General features: G+C 40.7%; 12 protein-coding genes and 1 pseudogene. 7 read left to right on the plus strand and 6 right to left on the minus strand.

What is annotated here, in order from left to right; genetic code table 11:
• Position 1 precedes the first annotated feature (1 nt).
• On the minus strand, positions 2-907 hold the full coding sequence (locus tag MKL36_RS16400) for a LysR family transcriptional regulator (RefSeq protein ID WP_021510336.1): 906 nt from the start codon (positions 905-907) through the stop codon (positions 2-4).
• Between the two features lie 111 nt (positions 908-1,018).
• Here MKL36_RS16400 and MKL36_RS16405 point away from each other — a divergent pair, with 111 nt between their 5' ends.
• Entirely contained in the window at positions 1,019-2,257 is a 1,239-nt protein-coding gene (locus MKL36_RS16405; protein WP_021510335.1) for an SGNH/GDSL hydrolase family protein, read from the plus strand.
• A gap of 45 nt (positions 2,258-2,302) precedes the next feature.
• Here the strand turns inward: MKL36_RS16405 and MKL36_RS16410 are convergent, their stop codons facing one another.
• The 4 genes from MKL36_RS16410 to MKL36_RS16425 all read right to left on the minus strand — a co-directional run bounded on the left by MKL36_RS16410 (position 2,303) and on the right by MKL36_RS16425 (position 6,994).
• Positions 2,303-3,586 carry a DcaP family trimeric outer membrane transporter gene (locus tag MKL36_RS16410; protein WP_086374148.1) on the minus strand — a complete coding sequence of 428 codons (1,284 nt, stop codon included), beginning with the start codon at positions 3,584-3,586 and terminating at the stop codon, positions 2,303-2,305.
• Between the two features lie 243 nt (positions 3,587-3,829).
• Positions 3,830-4,501 carry a class I SAM-dependent methyltransferase gene (locus MKL36_RS16415; protein ID WP_021510333.1) on the minus strand — a complete coding sequence of 224 codons (672 nt, stop codon included), beginning with the start codon at positions 4,499-4,501 and terminating at the stop codon, positions 3,830-3,832.
• A gap of 70 nt (positions 4,502-4,571) precedes the next feature.
• Positions 4,572-6,266 (minus strand): AMP-binding protein, encoded by a 1,695-nt coding sequence (locus tag MKL36_RS16420; RefSeq protein WP_021510332.1) that lies wholly within the window; start codon positions 6,264-6,266, stop codon positions 4,572-4,574.
• 110 nt (positions 6,267-6,376) lie between these two features.
• Positions 6,377-6,994 carry a TetR/AcrR family transcriptional regulator gene (locus MKL36_RS16425; RefSeq protein WP_000120692.1) on the minus strand — a complete coding sequence of 206 codons (618 nt, stop codon included), beginning with the start codon at positions 6,992-6,994 and terminating at the stop codon, positions 6,377-6,379.
• 144 nt (positions 6,995-7,138) lie between these two features.
• Between MKL36_RS16425 and MKL36_RS16430 the strand changes: the two genes are divergently transcribed.
• The 5 genes from MKL36_RS16430 to MKL36_RS16450 are packed head-to-tail and all read left to right on the plus strand — an operon-like array spanning position 7,139 to position 13,652.
• Positions 7,139-8,311, plus strand: coding sequence for an isovaleryl-CoA dehydrogenase (locus MKL36_RS16430; RefSeq protein ID WP_001053634.1), 1,173 nt, complete (start codon positions 7,139-7,141; stop codon positions 8,309-8,311).
• 24 nt (positions 8,312-8,335) lie between these two features.
• Complete coding sequence (locus tag MKL36_RS16435; protein ID WP_002157394.1) at positions 8,336-9,937, plus strand: carboxyl transferase domain-containing protein; 1,602 nt, start codon at positions 8,336-8,338, stop codon at positions 9,935-9,937.
• A 9-nt stretch (positions 9,938-9,946) separates the two neighbouring features.
• Positions 9,947-10,750, plus strand: a complete 804-nt coding sequence (locus MKL36_RS16440; protein WP_000121728.1) for an enoyl-CoA hydratase/isomerase family protein — start codon at positions 9,947-9,949, stop codon at positions 10,748-10,750.
• 11 nt (positions 10,751-10,761) lie between these two features.
• The gene (locus MKL36_RS16445; protein ID WP_000461799.1) at positions 10,762-12,753 is read left to right on the plus strand and encodes an acetyl/propionyl/methylcrotonyl-CoA carboxylase subunit alpha; all 1,992 of its coding nucleotides are present in this window, start codon (positions 10,762-10,764) and stop codon (positions 12,751-12,753) included.
• Positions 12,750-13,652, plus strand: coding sequence for a hydroxymethylglutaryl-CoA lyase (locus MKL36_RS16450; RefSeq protein ID WP_021510331.1), 903 nt, complete (start codon positions 12,750-12,752; stop codon positions 13,650-13,652). The genes MKL36_RS16445 and MKL36_RS16450 overlap by 4 nt, the downstream gene beginning before the upstream one ends.
• A gap of 251 nt (positions 13,653-13,903) precedes the next feature.
• On the opposite strand, the pseudogene MKL36_RS16455 reads toward MKL36_RS16450, so the two are convergent.
• A pseudogene (locus MKL36_RS16455) lies at positions 13,904-14,566 on the minus strand (substrate binding domain-containing protein); the annotation flags it as partial.
• 77 nt (positions 14,567-14,643) lie between these two features.
• Between MKL36_RS16455 and MKL36_RS16460 the strand changes: the two are divergent.
• Positions 14,644-15,788 (plus strand): IS3 family transposase gene (locus tag MKL36_RS16460; protein ID WP_085944219.1). Its coding sequence is split into 2 segments (ribosomal slippage): positions 14,644-14,908 and positions 14,908-15,788, totalling 1,146 coding nucleotides; the frame shifts between segments, so codons are not numbered across the junction.
• Positions 15,789-15,849 lie beyond the last annotated feature (61 nt).

Raw genomic sequence — 15,849 nt, forward strand, 5'->3', positions numbered from 1 at the left:
ACTAATTTATAGAGGCATGCTCTACCAAAAAATCCAAGAATGTACGTACGCGATTAGGAACATACTTATCATGGCCAATCCAGACAGCATGAAATTCTTCAGAAGCATGAATATTCCAATCTTCAAGAATTTTGACGAGTTGTTTTTGCTGTAACGCATTTCGAATCTGGAATTCATTTAGTTGAGCAATGCCAGCACCTGCCAGTGCCAACTGTAAAATTGCTTCGCCATGGTTTACTTTTAAAACTTTAGAGGGGGTAAGGCTGATTTCCTGAGTTGCTTTTTTGAATAACCAGGTTTTGTTCTGGCGTTGATAACTTACATCTAAAAGCTGATGTTCATGTAGTTCATCTGGATGTTCGGGGCAACCGTACTTTTCAATATATACAGGTGAGCAAACATACTGTTTATAAGTACTGCCAAGCGAGCGGGCCACCAAATTGGAGCTTTTCAAAGGTCCTGTTCGAATCGCAACATCAATTCTTTGTTCAACCAAATTAATTACTTCATCACCCAAATGAGCTTCTAATTCAATTTCCGGGTAACGTTGATTAAACAAACTAATGCATGGCAATAAAAAGTGTGTCCAATATGAAAAACTGGTATGGATTCTAATTCGCCCTTTCGGTATATGATTTGCGGTAACCGATTGTTCCAGTTCGTCCAAGTCATTGAGTATTTGAATGCCTTGCTCATAAAACTGGCATCCTTCACTGGTAAGCTGAAACTGACGTGTTGAACGATTGAGTAACCTGACACCCAATCTTTTTTCTAAACGAGAAATTAACTTGCTTACGGCAGACGGCGTCATGTTACATACTCTTGCTACCGCTGAAAAACTTCCAAGCTCGACCACTCTTATAAAAATTGCTAACTCGCCAGAACGATTGATATCAAAATAAGACATAGCAAAATTTATTTATGAATTAGATTCACAAATCTTATTCCGCTTAGACCGCTATAACAAGGCATCAATTTGTTTCAACATACCTTTAATTCGTTTTAAAGAGTTCTTGAGATGAAACTTTATCAAGCTACCCTATTTTCTTTGGTTTTAATTACGAGCTTTGCACAAGCTGATGTAGAAAACAGCCAATGGGTTACCACTTGGTCTGCGAGCCCTCAAAAAGTCTGGAATAAAGACTTCGTTTTTCCAACACTCATTCCAGAGCAAGTATCTAATCAGACTATTAGACAAATGAGCAAAATTAGTTTGGGCGGTGAAGCGGTTCGGCTCGTTTTTACCAATCAATATGGTAAACAGCCACTTTATATTGATCAAACAACGATTGGTTTAGCGAACGCGGTAACTCTAAAATCTAAGAGCATCTATCCCGTTTATTTTTCTGGTCAACTTAAAGCAAGAATTTTACCCGGCAAACAACTCATAAGTGATCCAATTCAGTTGCCTGTACCCGATCATACTCAATTGGTGGTGAATAGCTTTATTCAAAAGCCTACAACGTTTAAAACATTTCATTGGGATGCCAAACAAACCAGTTGGCTGATTAGAGGAAATCAGACAACAAATTTAACTACACCAATCGATGCCAAAACAACGACGGCACGGTTATTACTGTCTGCAATAGAGGTAAAACCCAAACAAAAGGCTCATGTAGTTGCAGTTGTTGGAGACTCAATTACCGATGGGGCGACTGCAACCTTAGATGCAAATACAAGATGGACCGATTTTTTAGCGAAACGTTTATCTGTACATCGTATGGCCGTAGTTAATAATGGCATTTCAGGAAATCGATTACTTACCGATGGTATGGGTGATAGCGTTTTAAAACGTTTAAACCGTGAGATATTTCAATATTCAGGCGTTAAAACTTTAATTGTTTTGGTTGGTATCAATGACATTTCATGGCCCGGTACAGCTTTTGCACCTAAACAGCAAATACCTTCTTTTGAAGGCTTAACTGAAGGTTATCGACGTGTTGTAAGTGAGGCCCATAAACATAATATTCAGGTGATTGGTGCAACCTTACTTCCGTTCTCTGGTGCTTTACCTAATACCCCTTTAAATAATTATTATCAACCCAACAAAGATCAATTACGTCAGCGCATTAACCACTGGATGAGAACCAGTCATACCTTTGATGGTGTGCTTGATCTTGATGAAGGCTTAAAAGATCCAAAACATCCCAATCGATTAAATCCAATTTATGATTCTGGAGATCATTTACATCCTAATGATCGCGGCAATCAGCATATGGCAGAATTGGTAGATTTAGATCAAATTATTAAAAATTAATGATTCCCCCATCAGGTGAAATCTTCACATGATGGGGCTGCTTATTTAAAAATCATAACTCGCTATCATGTTGAAGCGATTATCAATCCCGTTACGATTATCAAATGTTTCTCGTTCCCCATAAACATATTCGATACCCAAAGTAATCGGCTTATACGGGTTATAAAGTGCATTCACCCAACCTTGCCAAAGCTGTTTGTTTTGGGTGGTATTAGTACGCTGTAATTCGGCAAAACGGTTATCATCTTTAGCCTTCATATAGCCGTAGCCTAAAGTCGAGCGAATTTGCGGTGTAAATTGATGAGTGATACCCAAAGAAACTGTGTCAAATTCATTGCTATACATATTGTTTTGATCGTCTATTGCATAGCCACTGTTACTCCATAGCAAGAAACGTCCATCACCCTTAACATGGTAATAATCGGCTTTAAGTAATGTATCAGGGGTAATTTGATATTTACCGCCCAAGCCTACACCCCACGCCCATTCACTATCATTGTTAGTTCTTTTTTCTGCAACAAAACTACGGCCTGAAAGCATCGAACCATTGGCAAATTTATGATTTAAACGTCCGACTAAAGCAGGTAAACGCATTTTATTATCTGGATCTGTTGCCGCAGTATATTTCGGGTCTTCAACTGATACTGCAAAACTTGTATTTGCCGTTAAGTTATCGCTATAGCGAACAAGCGGTGATCTTAATAATGCACTACCTACAAATGTACCTGCATCAATCGTTTCTGGATAATATTCAGGGGCAATAAATGTCGACCATGTTTGACCAATAAGCCATTTATCAAAAGTTAAATAGGCATGACGTATGCGAAACTGATCACGTGTAGCCGCCCCAAAAAAGTCCATTTCTAACTTTCCGCCTACATCACCAACGGCTGTAGGTGTTTTAAAATTCAATCCGAAGCGGGTCACATACACAGTACTGTGCAACTGGTCTTTCTGTGCAGATTCTTCTGGCGTATTTTCAAGAGGAACGCCACTAATATTGTTATACATCGTAGATGCACCCTTAATTTGATAAGAAGCATCTGCTCGTATATAACCGTATAAGTTAAATTCTGCACCAGATTTAGTTAATGTTTGCTGTATAGGTTGTGGAGCTTGAGTAACTACAGGAGCAGCTTGTTCTACTCTTTTTTGAGCTAAAGATTTTTGAGCCTCCATATTAATTTGTAGCATAGCTCGTAGTTCTTTTATTTCTTGGCGAAGTTGCTCTATTTCAGGGTTTACCTGGTCTGCAAAAGCAGAAGACATAAGCAGAGTCACAGAAACTGCCAACAAGCTTTTTTGAACCGTTGTATTTAAAATTTTCATCATGAAATTTTCCTTTAGACCTTTAAGTAGTCTTAAAAGTCTCGACATCCTTTTTGTTATGTACCTATCTAAAATAGATCCTTGAAAATTTGCCTTTCTTTCACAAGAAAGACGTTCCCTCATATTTTTTAGATCCACCCTCCCTAGTGCAGCAAAAGCAACTTTTTAATTTTCCATTTTTTATATTCTCTTCTACATTGAGAATATTCGGTTTTAAACCCTTATTTATATTCCCCAATAGTATTATTTTTTTGCAATAAACCCTTGATAAGTCAAAATTTGCGTATATGGCTGCACGCTTTCAAAGCCTGTCTTTTCCAAAAGCTTTATATATCCTTCAGTCGTTAAACTAAAAAAGTCCTCCGCCATACGCTCCAACATTTTTTGACATTGTTCTTCTGTTAACCCTTGAGCCAAACACAAATAACGTAATGCTTGAAGCTGCTGTAGATTTACATAAGTCATGAGGTCATAGGTAAGTAAAGGCGCCTTTTCTTTTAAGCGATCATAAATATCCTTAAAGAAGGCTGGTTTTATGTCATCTGCAATAAAATGAGCCACAAGAATAGAAAGTGCGGCATCAAAGCAATTCTCAAGAGGTAAAGCTGAAGTTTCACCGTGAACAAAAGTGACTTGGGCAGACTTACCTAAAATCTCCACCTGCTCCTGAGCTTTTTGCAGCATGGTTAAAGATGGATCAACCGCTGTGAATTGCCAGTTTGGATGTCTTTTAAGTAAATAATCGAGTTCGTAACCCGTACCACAGCCCACAATTAAGATATGAGCATCTGGTGGCAACACCGACTGCAAAATGGCATCCACCTGTTGGTGGATCACTTCATAGCCCGGAATTAATTTACGAATATGCACATCATATCCTTCGACTACTTTAGGGCTATTAAAGTCTTTTGCCATTTTGCGTGTCCTCTATTTAAACCGTATTTCGATTTTCCTTTGTTGCACTTTGACCGAGCTTTTGACTTATTTAGTCGAAGACATTTCCCGTTAAATTAAGTTCAGCTCGCATAATTTCCTGCAATTTAAACTTTTGGGCTTTGCCAGAAGCAGTCATTGGAAACTCATTAAAGAATCGGACATAACGCGGCACTTTGTTGTGTGAAATGTGTTCTTTGCAAAATTGGCGGATGCTGTCTTCATCGACTTGGTGATGCTCATGCAGAATAATGCATGCACAAAGTTCTTCACCATATTTCGCATCTGGCAAGCCAATCACCTGTACATCGCTTACGTCTGGATGAGTATATAAAAAGTCTTCAATCTCTTTTGGAAAGAGGTTTTCCCCACCACGAATCACGACATCTTTAATACGGCCTTTAATTTTAATAAAACCGTCTTGATCCATCTCGGCAATGTCACCCGTATGCATCCAGCCAGCCGTGTCAATCACTTCACGGGTCTTTTCCTCTTCACCCCAATAACCAGCCATCACTGAATAACCACGGACGCATAGCTCCCCTAAAGTCCCTTGCGGAACAATTTGTCCTTCTAAATCGACAATTTTAATTTCAACATGCGGATGAACATGCCCAACTGTGCTTACCCGTTTATCAATCGAATCATTTACCGAGCTTTGTACACTCACTGGCGAGGTTTCAGTCATGCCATAACAAATGGTAATTTCAGACATATGCATTCGATCTATAACACGTTGCATAATTTCACGTGGACAAGGACTACCTGCCATAATACCTGTTCTTAAGCTAGACAGATCAAAATCATTAAACTGTTCATGCTCTAAGGTTGCAATAAACATGGTTGGTACGCCATAAGCTGCCGTACAACGTTCTTGATGAATCGCTTTTAAAGTTTCCAAAGGATTAAATACAGCCGATGGATAGACCATGGTTGCCCCATGTGTCACACACGCCAGATTTCCCATCACCATGCCAAAACAATGGAACAATGGCACAGAAATACAGACTTTATCTTGGGGGGTTAAACGAATGCCTTCACCGACAAAATAACCATTATTTAAAATATTATGATGGGTTAACATGGTCCCTTTCGGGTTACCTGTTGTGCCTGAAGTAAATTGGATATTAATGGTTTCATCAAACTGGAGCTGTCTGGCTAATTGTTTTAATTGTTCTAGCTGTTCAGAAGTTGGTGTAGTTAGTAAATCACTAAAACGATAAATACCAGTATGTTGTTGGTCATCAATTTTAATGACAAATTTTAAATGTGGCAGTCGCTCTGAACTGAGCACTTTATCTGTACAGGTAGTTAACTCAGGGGCAATTTTTGTGAGTAATTCTTGGTAATCCGTCGTTTTAAATTGAGAAGCAATAATCAATCCTTTGCATGAGACCTTATTCAACACATATTCAAGCTCATGACTTTTATAAGCTGTATTTAGATTGACTAAAATAATCCCTGCTTTAAAAGCTGCAAACTGCGTAATGGTCCATTCCACACAGTTAGGTGACCAAATCGCTAATCGGTCTCCTTTTTTTAATCCCAATTTTAATAGGCTACAAGCAAAAGCGTTTACTTCATTCTGTAAAGCTTTATAGGTTAATCGTCTGTTTTGATGAAAACTGACAATCGCTTCCTTTTCAGCATATTGCTGACAGGCCTGATCAAATTGTTCACCAATGGTCATACCCAATAAGGGTTGTGTACTTGGTCCCGAGGCGTAGCTTAACCGTTCTTGTTGCATTGAATCATTCTCCTTGATTCTTCTAATTCTCTTCTTACCTGATCTAATTGTTGTTACTGCAACTACTTTTCCAAACTACTTATTTTGTGTTGTTTTATCCTTTATATGCCCTATTTTTTCTGCACAGCATCCACACAAAAGTCAGCAATCTGTTTTGAAAAATAGTCTTTATGCGCATGATCAAACTTTGTATTTTGAGCTGGGTCTAGGGGTTCAACCACCACATAAGTCATAGCACCGACTACACAAAGTGCTGCTGTGTTTAAATCATCCAAGACAAACTCACCACTTGCATTTCCATCCGCAAGTATTTTTTTAATACTTTGTTTAATCAATTGCTTCACACGAAAACGCTCATGTTCAACCGTTGAATCGACGGGTTCAAACATGAGTGAATATGCAAGCTGAGGACTATTCAGTGCCCGTTTTACAAAGGTTGCCACCGCCTTGTGTAATTTCTGCTTTGCCGATAAGTCACTTTCGGTAATCGATTCAATCACCAATAGTTCTGTATTAATGGCATCAGACAAAACTTCTATTAGCACTTGGCTTTTATTATCGAAGTAGCGATAAACCAGTCCACTAGATACACCCGCTTGCTCTGCAATTGTTTGTATTTGTGCGTCTTTAAACCCTCCCTCTGAAATTATTTTTCTGGCTGAACTCAAAATCGACTTACGATTTTGCTCCATCCGCTCTTGCATTAAAGATGATCGTTTATAGCTCATAATTTATTCTCTAACAAATAAAATGAATTGTAAATCATTTTATGAATCTGTATTCACTTTTTCAAAAAATCATTGTATGGTAATTATCAAATACCCACAAAATATTTTATGGACAACAAATATAACCAATAGGATGAAAATATCATGAACCTACGCAGCTTGAATTTCGGTCTAGATGAAACTTTAATTGCGCTTCAAGATTCGGTAGCCGCATTTTGTGCAAAGGAAATTGCACCAATTGCCCAACAAGTTGATCAAGACAACAAATTCCCTGCACATCTCTGGAAAAAATTCGGAGATATGGGCCTTTTAGGTATGACGGTTTCTGAAGAATATGGCGGTGCCAATATGGGTTATTTAGCTCATATTATTGCCATGCAAGAAATTTCCCGTGCTTCGGCAGCCATTGGTCTTTCTTATGGTGCTCATTCTAATTTATGTGTAAACCAAATTAACCGTAACGGTAATGAGCAGCAAAAACAGAAATATTTACCAAAATTAATTTCCGGTGAATATGTGGGGGCCCTTGCCATGTCTGAGCCAAATGCCGGTTCCGATGTCGTCAGCATGAAATTACGCGCCGAGCAAAAAGGTGATCACTTTCTTTTAAACGGTTCAAAAATGTGGATTACTAACGGCGGTGATGCAGACGTACTGGTCGTTTACGCTAAAACTGATCCACAAGCTGGCCCGAAAGGCATGACCGCATTCTTGATTGAAAAAGGCATGAAAGGCTTTAGTCACGGCAACCACTTAGACAAACTCGGTATGCGCGGCTCTAACACTTACCCCCTATTCTTTGACAATGTAGAAGTCCCTGCTGAAAACGTACTCGGTGGTGTGGGTAACGGGGTTAAAGTACTCATGAGTGGTTTGGACTATGAACGAGCAGTTTTAAGTGCCGGACCTTTAGGCATTATGGATGCTTGCTTAGATGTCGTTATTCCTTACTTACATCAGCGTGAACAGTTTGGCCAGGCTTTAGGTGAATTCCAGCTTATGCAAGGCAAACTTGCCGATATGTATTCAACATGGTTGGCATGTAAAGCTCTCGTTTATGCGGTTGGTGCTGCCTGCGACAAAGCGGATCATGACCGCAGCCTACGTAAAGATGCCGCAAGTGCCATTTTATATGCCGCTGAAAAAGCAACATGGATGGCGGGTGAAGCAATCCAGACTTTAGGTGGCAACGGTTATATCAATGAATTCCCTGCTGGCCGTTTATGGCGCGATGCAAAACTTTATGAAATTGGCGCGGGAACTTCTGAAATTCGCCGTATGTTGATTGGCCGCGAACTCTTCAATGAAACCAAATAATAATTATAAATAAGGACGCATCTTATGAACCAATTACAAAGCAAGATTAATGTTCGAAGCGAAGACTTCAAAACAAACCAGCAAGCCATGCAAACATTGGTCACAGATCTCAAACAAGTTGCCCAGCGTATTGCTTTAGGTGGTGGCGAAAATGCCCGTCAAAAACATCTGGCTCGAGGTAAACTTTTACCCCGTGAACGTATTGATCAACTCATTGACGTCGGCACAGCATTTTTAGAAATTGGTCAATTGGCAGCGTACAACGTTTATGAAGATGATGTTCCTGCTGCGGGTGTGATTGCTGGTATTGGTCAGGTCAACGGCGTAACTTGCATGATTGTTGCCAACGATGCAACGGTTAAAGGTGGAACGTATTACCCACTTACGGTTAAAAAGCATTTACGCGCACAAGAAATTGCCGAACAAAATCACTTGCCTTGTATTTATTTAGTAGATTCAGGCGGTGCCTATTTACCAATGCAAGATGAGGTTTTCCCAGACCGCGATCACTTCGGGCGTATTTTCTATAATCAGGCACGCATGTCGAGCCTAGGTATTGCTCAAATTGCCGTGGTAATGGGTAGCTGTACCGCAGGTGGTGCTTATGTACCAGCGATGTCTGATGAAACCATTATTGTACGTAATCAAGGTACGATTTTCTTAGGTGGCCCTCCTCTGGTAAAAGCTGCAACTGGCGAAGTGGTAAGCAGTGAAGATTTAGGCGGTGGCGATGTACACACACGTCTTTCAGGTGTAGCTGACCACTTAGCTGAAAATGATGAACATGCCATTGCGATTGCACGAAACATTGTTGCGAACTTAAATAAAAAGCCAAATGAGTTAAATAAGCAAGTTGATGAACCATTGTTTGATGCATCTGAACTCTATGGCGTAGTTCCAAGTGATGCACGTAAACCTTTTGATGTACGTGAAGTCATTGCACGTATTGTAGACGGCTCTCGCTTTGACGAGTTTAAAGCCCGCTTTGGCTCAACACTTGTAACGGGTTTCGCTTCTCTCTACGGCATGCCAGTTGGGATTATTGCCAATAACGGAATTTTATTTTCCGAGTCTGCTCAAAAAGGCGCGCACTTTATTGAACTGTGCACACAGCGCAATATTCCATTGTTATTTATACAAAACATCACTGGCTTTATGGTTGGTCGCCAGTATGAAAATGAAGGGATTGCCAAACACGGCGCTAAACTGGTGATGGCAGTTGCCACTGCAAATGTCCCTAAACTCACCCTAATTATTGGTGGTTCATTTGGTGCAGGTAACTACGGTATGTGTGGCCGCGCTTATTCACCACGCTTTTTATGGACATGGCCAAACTCTCGTATTTCAGTGATGGGCGGCGAACAAGCAGCGAGCGTACTTTCGACTTTAAAACGAGATCAAATTGAGCAAAAAGGTGCCGAGTGGTCAGCGCAAGAAGAAGACGAATTTAAACAACCAATTCGTGAACAATACGAGCGCCAAGGCCATCCATACTATGCTTCTGCCCGCCTTTGGGACGACGGTGTAATTGATCCAGCTCAAACTCGTCATGTACTTGGTTTAAGTCTTGCAGCTGCCATGAACGCTCCAATCCAGCCAACCAAATTTGGCGTGTTCCGCATGTAAGAGGTGCATATGAGCTATCAATTTTTACAACTCGAACAACAAGGTCAGGTTGCCTATGTATGGCTGAACCGCCCTGAATTGCACAATGCTTTTAATACGACAGTCATTGAAGAGCTACATACTTGCTTTAAGCAAATTAATACTCGTGATGACATTCGTGTTGTGGTTCTAGCGGGTCGCGGTAAAAGCTTTTCAGCAGGTGCCGACCTCAACTGGATGAAACAGGCAGGTCAGGCATCTTCAGCAGAAAATGAAGCAGATGCATTAAAACTTGCGCAAATGCTTGATGCACTTGCAACACTTAAACAACCGACTATTGCCCGCGTGCATGGCATTGCCTTTGGCGGCGGTATGGGCTTAGCGTCGGCATGTGATATTTGCATTGCCAGCACGGATGCCAAGTTTGCAACCTCTGAAGTTCGTTTAGGTCTTGCTCCATCTACCATTAGCCCCTATGTGATTCGTGCGATTGGTGCAAGACAAGCCTCTCGTTACTTCTTAACTGCCGAGCGGATTTCAGCTCGTGAAGCCAAACAAATTGGTTTAGCACACGAAGTAGCAGATGCTGAAGACTTAGATAAAAAAGTTCAAGAAATTGTTGATGCTCTATTACTCGGTGGCCCGCACGCTCAAGCGGCTTCAAAACAACTCATTCAAATGGTGAGCAACCAGACCATGAGCAATGACTTGCTGCAACAGACAGCACATCATATTGCTCAAGTTCGTCAAGGCAGTGAGGCAAAAGAAGGTCTAAGTGCCTTTTTAAATAAACAACAGCCTGCTTGGGTTTCTAACTCGAATAACAACAATTAAGGACGATCATCATGTTTGAAAAGATTTTAATTGCGAACCGTGGCGAGATTGCCTGCCGCGTAATTCGTACAGCTAAAAAATTAGGTATTAGAACGGTTGCCGTTTACTCAGATGCAGATGCAAATGCCCAACACGTCAAACTTGCAGATGAAGCGGTTTATATTGGTCAGTCCCCTGCAACACAAAGTTATTTACAGGTTGATCGTATTATTCAAGCTGCCATTGATACAGGCAGCCAAGCGGTTCATCCGGGTTACGGCTTCCTTTCTGAAAATGACCAGTTTGCACTCGCTTGCCAACAACACAACATTTGCTTTATTGGGCCACCAGTGGATGCCATTTTAGCGATGGGCTTAAAAGCGACCTCGAAAGCTTTAATGGAAAAAGCAGGTGTCCCTTTAACACCGGGCTATCACGGAACCAACCAAGATGCTGACTTTTTAAAGCAACAGGCAGACCGAATTGGCTATCCTGTTTTAATTAAAGCCAGTGCTGGCGGCGGTGGTAAAGGCATGAGTCTGGTTGAACGCAGTGAAGATTTTCTGCATGCTTTAGCCTCTTGTAAACGTGAAGCCAAATCCAGCTTTGGTAATGATGATGTCTTGATTGAGCGTTATGTGATTCAACCGCGCCATATTGAAGTGCAAGTGTTTGGCGATACACATGGCAACTATGTACATTTGTTTGAACGCGACTGTTCTGTACAACGCCGTCACCAAAAAGTGTTAGAAGAAGCCCCTGCTCCACAAATGCCAAGCGAGAAGCTCGATGCAATGCGCCAAGCGGCAATTGATGCTGCACGCGCGGTAAATTATGTGGGCGCAGGTACGGTTGAGTTTATTGTAGAACAAGACGGTACGGCGTATTTCATGGAAATGAATACCCGTCTGCAAGTCGAGCACCCTGTTACTGAAATGATTACAGGTGAAGACTTGGTCGAGTGGCAACTTCGCGTCGCTTATGGCGAACCTTTACCTAAACTACAAAACGAATTAAAAATTCATGGACACGCGCTTGAAGCACGTATTTACGCCGAAGAACCAGAAAAAGGCTTTTTACCTGCAATCGGTAAAATTGACTATCTGCACTACCCAACCCAAAACCAATATGTGCGTGTAGATAGCGGTATTGTTGAAGGCGATGAAATCACGACCTATTACGACCCGATGATTGCCAAACTCATCGTCTGGGGTAAAAACCGTGAAGCTGCGCTTATTCAAATGCAAAATGCTTTAAGCCAATTCCATGTCGATGGTTTAGGCAACAATATTGCCTTTCTGGAAAAGATTGTTCGTAGCGAATCGTTTAAACAAGCCAAGCTTGATACCAACCTGATTCAACGTGAACAAAACTTCTTGTTTAGCCCTGAAGAGATCAAACCGGAACTGGTGGTAGCAGCGGCATTTATTGAGTTTTTAAGCAAACTGAATAACAACAGTTCAAGCCAAAAACAGCTTTGGCAGGCTCAACCGCTTTGGCGTTTAAATATTGCCTATCAGCACAGTATTAAACTGAACTATTTAAACCAAAATATTCAAATTAAATTTGCCTCAAATGAAGATGGCTTCACCGCAGAATATAATGGGCAAAGCTACCCAATTTCAGGTCAATTGCTTGATGCACATACTGCCTCTGTTCAAATTGGTGAGACTCAGCAAAAGCTACCTTTTAACCAAAGTCAGCAAGGCATTACCTTGTTCCAAAATGGTCAAAGCTATAAGTTTGCTTATATCCGCCAAGACTTTAATCAGGCAGATAGCCAAGCCGATGAAGGTCATTTAAAAGCCCCAATGCCGGGTGTGGTCACTCAAGTGCTAGTCAGTGCAAATCATAGTGTGAAGAAAGACGATATTTTAATGACGCTTGAAGCCATGAAAATGGAATATACCATCCGTGCCCCTAAAGATGGCGTGATTGTAGACTCCTATTTCCAAGTCGGTGATCAGGTCAAAGCTGGCGATGAGCTTGTGGAATTTCAGCCTGCTCAGGAGGAAGTTGCATGAGTGAGTTTGTCAAAATCGTGGAGGTCGGTCCCAGAGACGGCCTCCAAAATGAAAAGCAGGCTTTAACTGTCGAACAACGCTTAAACTTTATTAATGACCTAATCAGTGCAGGCCTAAAATCCATTGAAGTCGGTTCATGCGTTTCGGCAAAATGGGTACCACAAATGGCCCAAAGTGACGAGCTATTTAAGCTGTTACCCCAAACAACCGATGTGCAATTTAGTCTGCTCACTCCCAATATTAAAGGTTTTGAAACTGCTCAAGCGGTAGGATGCAAAGAGGTTGCGGTGTTTACCGCAGCTTCTGAAAGTTTTACCCGTAAAAATATCAACTGTTCAATCGACGAAAGCTTTGAAAAGTTTAGCGATGTCATGAACGCAGCAAAAGCACATAACATCCTTGTACGCGGTTATGTCTCTTGTATTGTCGATTGTCCTTATGAAGGCGCAATTGCACCTGAGCAAGTGGTGAAAGTGGTTAAACGGCTCTATGACATGGGCTGCTATGAAGTGTCTTTAGGTGAAACCATTGGCACCGCAACACCAGATCGTGTTCAAAAGGTATGGCAAGCCTGCCTTGCTGAACTCGACAGCAAGGTTTTAGCTGGGCATTTCCACAACACCTATGGCATGGCAATTGCCAATATTTATCAGTCTTTACAGCAAGGTATTCGTGTTTTTGATTCGTCTCTTGCAGGACTTGGCGGTTGCCCTTATGCCAAAGGCGCCTCTGGCAATGTATCAACCGAAGATTTGTTTTATTTGCTGTCACACATGGGCTTTGAAACTGGCATTGACTTAGAGAAACTGATGCAAGCCAGCCAAAATATTAGCAATGTATTAAACCGAAAAAGCTTGTCGAATTATGCAAATGCGTATTGGCAGACCAAGTGTGCATAGTAATCAATTAAAATAGCTCAGTATCTGGTATAAAGCTGAATATTAGGCAAAGTACCAGATCATCCTATCTCATCTTTATCTCATTCTGTTCAGGAATTGGGGCTCAATCCCTCATGCAATTTTTTTAAAATCTATTATTTATTTCTGTATTAAATGCCTCTTTAAAAAGAAGCATTTTCTACCCTATTTTTATTCTAATCCGTATTATTCTTCATCCTTTTTCAATTGTAATCCTTAAAAAATTTATCTCATTATTTATAAAAATAAGATGCATCCATTTCAATTCTTGGAGAAATATATTCTTCTACCCAATCCAACCATGCGCGTGTTTTGGCATCAATAAAATGGCGTGAAGGCAATAAGGTATAAACTCCGATATCGGGCGAACGCCACTCAGGCAAGATATGACATAATCTTCCATTTTGAACCGCGTCTAAAGCCGAAAACATCGGCAATAACGCGACCCCCATATCCTGTTGCACCACATCTAACAATAACTCAGGGTTATCTGCAATGAGTTGCCCTCCAATGTCGATTTGACAAGACTCACCATTGGCATTTAACAAATGCCAATCTGGCGTAATAGATGGGTTTACCAAGCGTAAACAGGCATGATTTTTTAAGTCTTCTGGAGACTTAGGAACGCCATGTTTTTCTAGGTACGCAGGTGAAGCACATAAAACAGAAAAAATAGTGCCAATTCTGCGTGCAACAAAACGAGAGTCTGTTAATGATTCAGTGAGATAAAGACTGACATCTACCCCTTTTGCCAACAGGTCTGGAACGTATTGTGAGGTCGTATATTCCACGGTTAATTCGGGATAATGCTTACAAAACTCTGCCATGACAGGAAAAACATAATGATGCCCAAAGCTTCCCATACTTAATACACGTAAACGACCTTTAGGTTTAGATAGAGGTGGATCAGGAAATTTGAACAACACTTATAAGTGATATTTTGCTCCCCAAATGATGTTATAAACATCAATATATGGAGTATTTTATGGCACGTAGACCAAGAAGAAATCATTCAAATGATTTTAAAGCTAAGGTAGCACTTGCTGCGATTAAAGCAGAAAAAACACTTGCTGAATTGAGTGCTGAATTTGATGTTCATCAAAACCAAATTATCGACTGGAAAAATCAACTGATTTCAGCTTCCTCGCAAGCTTTCGATCAATCAAAAGCTCCAACAGAACCACCCATCGATCTAAAAAAACTACATGCAAAAATCGGTGAGCAGGCATTAGAAATTGATTTTTTAGAAGGTGTGTTGAAGAAACTGGGCCGCTTCAACCACAAAAGTTAATCGATGACTCACTTCAGATTTCAGTATCTAAGCAAGCTCAGCTGCTGAAAGTCTCCCGTGGTTGTTATTACTATCGCCCAAAACCTGTGAGTGCATCAGATCTGAAGCTGATGCGGTGTATGGATGAGTTACATATGCAATACCCTTTTGCAGGTAGCCGTATGATGCGTGATTTGTTGAATCGTCAAGGACATCATATAGGACGACGTCATACACGTACTTTAATGAAGAAAATGGGCATTAATGCGTTATATTGCAAACCAAATTTAAGCCAGGCTAATCAAGCTCACCGCAAATATCCATATCTGCTCAAAGGATTGGCTATTCAGCGCAGTAATCAAGTGTGGTCTACGGATATAACGTATATCCCTATGGCAAAAGGCTTTGTTTATTTATGTGCTGTGATTGATTGGCATAGCCGCAAGGTACTTGCGCATAGAGTATCGATTAGTATGGAGGTTACATTTTGCATAGAAACATTAAATGAAGCTATTGAAAAATATGGTCGACCTGAAATATTTAATACAGACCAAGGCAGTCAGTTTACCAGTGATGCATTTATTGATGTATTGAAATCAAATGACATCCAAATCAGCATGGATGGTAAAGGTCGATGGGTTGATAATGTGATGGTTGAACGATTATGGCGGAGCGTTAAATATGAAGAGGTGTATCTCAAAGCCTACAGCAATGTTTTGGATGCGAAGAAGCAATTAAACGCATATTTTGAATTTTATAATTTGAAACGACCTCATTCGAGTCTGGACAAAATGACTCCAGATGAGTTTTACTATGACCAGCTACCACAACAAAATAAGGTAGCTTAACTAGAGCAGAGTATCACTTATAAATAAGCTTTTAGTTGTTCAAACATGTGGGACCACCTCT

Origin of the sequence: Acinetobacter sp. AOR12_HL (assembly GCF_027855275.1) — a bacterium.
Lineage (GTDB): Bacteria > Pseudomonadota > Gammaproteobacteria > Pseudomonadales > Moraxellaceae > Acinetobacter > Acinetobacter baumannii.

Excerpts from the sequence above, each read along its gene's own strand:
- MKL36_RS16435 (WP_002157394.1), top strand. The coding sequence starts at position 8,336 with ATGAACCAATTACAAAGCAAGATTAATGTTCGAAGCGAAGACTTCAAA.
- MKL36_RS16405 (WP_021510335.1), top strand. The coding sequence starts at position 1,019 with ATGAAACTTTATCAAGCTACCCTATTTTCTTTGGTTTTAATTACGAGC.
- MKL36_RS16445 (WP_000461799.1), top strand. The coding sequence starts at position 10,762 with ATGTTTGAAAAGATTTTAATTGCGAACCGTGGCGAGATTGCCTGCCGC.
- MKL36_RS16400 (WP_021510336.1), bottom strand. The coding sequence starts at position 907 with ATGTCTTATTTTGATATCAATCGTTCTGGCGAGTTAGCAATTTTTATA.
- MKL36_RS16450 (WP_021510331.1), top strand. The coding sequence starts at position 12,750 with ATGAGTGAGTTTGTCAAAATCGTGGAGGTCGGTCCCAGAGACGGCCTC.
- MKL36_RS16420 (WP_021510332.1), bottom strand. The coding sequence starts at position 6,266 with ATGCAACAAGAACGGTTAAGCTACGCCTCGGGACCAAGTACACAACCC.
- MKL36_RS16410 (WP_086374148.1), bottom strand. The coding sequence starts at position 3,586 with ATGAAAATTTTAAATACAACGGTTCAAAAAAGCTTGTTGGCAGTTTCT.
- MKL36_RS16430 (WP_001053634.1), top strand. The coding sequence starts at position 7,139 with ATGAACCTACGCAGCTTGAATTTCGGTCTAGATGAAACTTTAATTGCG.
- MKL36_RS16440 (WP_000121728.1), top strand. The coding sequence starts at position 9,947 with ATGAGCTATCAATTTTTACAACTCGAACAACAAGGTCAGGTTGCCTAT.
- MKL36_RS16415 (WP_021510333.1), bottom strand. The coding sequence starts at position 4,501 with ATGGCAAAAGACTTTAATAGCCCTAAAGTAGTCGAAGGATATGATGTG.
- MKL36_RS16425 (WP_000120692.1), bottom strand. The coding sequence starts at position 6,994 with ATGAGCTATAAACGATCATCTTTAATGCAAGAGCGGATGGAGCAAAAT.